General features: G+C 55.3%; 3 protein-coding genes. 1 reads left to right on the top strand and 2 read right to left on the bottom strand.

What is annotated here, in order from left to right; all coding sequences use genetic code 11:
* On the top strand, positions 1-784 hold a 784-nt coding region (locus tag WCA53_RS05035; RefSeq protein ID WP_423906317.1), incomplete at its 5' end, for an AI-2E family transporter.
* Positions 785-857: 73 nt separating this feature from the next.
* Here WCA53_RS05035 and WCA53_RS05030 read toward each other — a convergent pair.
* Both WCA53_RS05030 and WCA53_RS05025 read right to left on the bottom strand, forming a co-directional pair.
* A complete protein-coding gene (locus WCA53_RS05030) occupies positions 858-2,510 on the bottom strand; it encodes a SpoVR family protein (protein WP_423906313.1) in 1,653 nt (550 codons plus the stop codon).
* A partial coding sequence (locus WCA53_RS05025) for a YeaH/YhbH family protein (protein WP_423906308.1) occupies positions 2,507-3,178 on the bottom strand: 672 nt, incomplete at its 5' end. The genes WCA53_RS05030 and WCA53_RS05025, both read right to left, overlap by 4 nt.

Raw genomic sequence — 3,178 nt, 5'->3', positions numbered from 1 at the left:
GCAATTCAAGTCCGCCCAGCCGAATTTCGCCGCGTACTTCCAGGACGCCATTCACTGGCTACCAGATTCGGTGCAGACCCTGCTCGGCCGCTTCGGTCTCACCGACATTCCCGGCATCCAAAAACGTCTGACCGATGGCGCTTCCTCCATCAGCCAGATCGTCGCCACGCAGGCGCTCAGCATCGGCCAGAACACGTTTCGGTTCGTCATCAGCTTCGGTGTAATGCTCTATCTAGTTTTCTTCCTGCTGCGCGATGGCGGGGAGATCGGCCGGCGTATTCGTCGTGCGCTACCCCTCGATGAAGGCCCCAAACAACACCTGATCGCCAAATTCACGACGGTCGTGCGCGCAACGGTAAAAGGCAATATTGCGGTCGCCGCGGTGCAAGGCTTCCTGGGCGGCATGATCTTCATGTTCCTCGGGATCCAGGGGGCGCTGCTGTGGGGCGTGCTGATGGGTTTCCTGTCCCTGCTACCCGCGATCGGAGCCGCGCTCGTGTGGGCGCCGGCGGCTGCCTATCTCCTGATCACCGGTGACATCTGGCGCGGCGTGGTCCTGATTTTATTCTGCGTCGTGGTGATAGGAATGGTCGATAACGTCCTGCGGCCAATCCTCGTCGGCAAGGACACGAAGATGCCCGACTGGGTGATACTGATCTCCACGCTGGGCGGCATGGGATTGTTCGGTATCAACGGCTTTGTGATCGGGCCGCTGATCGCCGCGCTGTTCATGGCAAGTTGGGACCTGTTCACACAGGATCAGGAAGCCAACACCCGCGAATAAAAAAAGCCGGCTCGCTTAAACTCGAGCGAGCCGGTATTTAAACCATGGAACAATCCACGCACACAGCAAGCGTTCAACGCTTGTCCGAGTGTGCGTATTTGCAATCGAAACGCTTACGCACCGTGCCGTTTTCATCGACGCTCTCAAGATAAACGTCGAACTGCCACAGACGCGCCATGTGCTTGAGCACCTCCTCGCTGTCGTTGGTGAGATGCCGGTTGTCCGTCATGAAATGGCGCAGCGTCAAACTGCGATCTCCTCGCGTATTCACAGAATAAACCTGAATATTCGGCTCGCGATGATGCATGTCATATTGCCGCGACAAAGCCTGCCGGACGTACCGGTAACCACTGCCATCATGAATCGCCGACACCTCCAGCGAGTCGCGCATGTCGTCATCGAGAATCGAGAACAAGCGCATCTCCCGGATCAAATGCGGCGACAAATACTGGGCGATAAAACTTTCGTCCTTGAAGTTACGCATGGCGTAATGCAACGATTCCAGCCAGTCACTGCCCGCGAGCTCAGGAAACCATTCGCGGTCTTCATCGGTTGGATGTTCGCAGATGCGGCGAATGTCGCTCATCATTGAAAATCCCAACGCATACGGGTTGATGCCGCTGTAATACTGCTTCGTTACGGGCGGCTGATAGACCACGTTGCTGTGCGAATGGAGGAACTCCATCATGAAACCGTCTTCAAGCCGGCCTTCGCTATAAAGCGTATTGAGCAGCGTGTAATGCCAGAACGTTGCCCAGCCTTCGTTCATGACTTGTGTTTGCCGCTGCGGGTAAAAATACTGTCCGACCTTGCGGACAATGCGAATCACTTCGCGCTCCCATGGTTCCAGCAAAGGCGCATTCTTCTCCGCAAAATACAGCAGGTTTTCCTGCGGTTCTGGCGGATAGCGGCTCTCGATTTCCTCGGTTGTCGTCGCCTTCTTGTTCGGCAACGTGCGCCAGAGTTCATTCACCTGCGATTGCAGGTAAGCCTCGCGCTCGCGCCGAGCCGCGGCCTCCCTGGCCAACGATAATTTCTGCGGGCGCTTATAACGGTCCACGCCATAATTCATCAGCGCATGACACGAGTCGAGTAGTTCTTCAACTCGATCGATGCCGTGCCGTTCCTCACATTCAGCTATGTAATTCTTTGCATAAACCAGGTAGTCGATGATCGCGTGGGCATCGGTCCAAAGGCGGAAAAGATAGTTACCCTTGAAGAACGAATTATGCCCATAGGCCGCATGGGCGATGACGAGCGCCTGCATCGTCATCGTGTTTTCTTCCATCAAGTACGCGATGCAGGGATTCGAATTGATGACGATCTCATACGCGAGACCCATCTGCCCGCGCCGGTAACTCTTCTCGGTCGAGAGGAAATGTTTTCCGAATGACCAGTGCCGATAGTTCACCGGCATGCCCACGGAAGCGTAGGCATCCATCATCTGCTCGGCACTGATAAGTTCGAGCTGGATCGGGTATACGTCAAGCCCGTAACGCTGCGCGACGCGCGCTATCTCGGTGTCGTATTCCTCGATCAACTCGAACGTCCAGTCCGACGGACATGGCAACGGTCTTCTCTCTGCCACGTTCATATTGTCTCCTTCCGGTGCCGCGCTCGCGCGCGGTTTTCTGGCCTTTACTGGTGCGTTGTCTTGCGCCTTCAGTTGTTCGCCGGGTTTGAGTTGATAGCCACGCGCTTCGTTGTTCAGATGACGTGTAGTCATGCATGCGCCTGCTGTTTCTCGAACAGCTCACGAAATACCGGATAGATATCCGCAGCCGATTCGACCTTCTTCATTGCGAGTTCCGGCGCGTTGAGAGCCAACTGAGCGTACTCAAGCCACAGATTCTGCTCCTCGGGCGCCACTTGAATATACGCAAAATACCGGACCTTCTGCAGGATGTCATCGGAGAGGATTTTCCGGCATTTGGGTGAATCGTCGGTCCAGTTGTCGCCATCCGACGCCTGCGCGCCATAGATATTCCATTCCGAAGGCGAATACCGCTCATCCATGATTTTCTTCATCAATTCGAGCGCGCTCGACACCACCGTCCCGCCGCTTTCGGTCGAATGAAAGAACGTTTCTTCGTCGACCTCCTCGGCGCGCGTGTGATGGCGAATGAACACAACTTCGATCTTTTCGTAATTCCGGTTAAGGAACAAATACAAAAGAATAAAGAAGCGCTTAGATAAATCCTTGCGCTGCTCATCCATCGAGCCGGACACATCCATCAGACAAAACATGACCGCCTTGCTCGAAGGCGTAGGCTGCTTGGTGCGATTGACGTAACGCAGGTCGAACGGGTCGATGAACGGAATACGCGTGATGCGTCCCTTCATGATGACGATCTCAGCCTCGAGACGCGCAATTTCCTCCGGGTCGGCTCGCTC

It is taken from the genome of Caballeronia sp., assembly GCF_049581465.1.
GTDB lineage: Bacteria > Pseudomonadota > Gammaproteobacteria > Burkholderiales > Burkholderiaceae > Caballeronia.
Note: the sequence above shows the minus strand (reverse complement) of the source record. Positions and strands in the feature narration are given on the sequence as shown.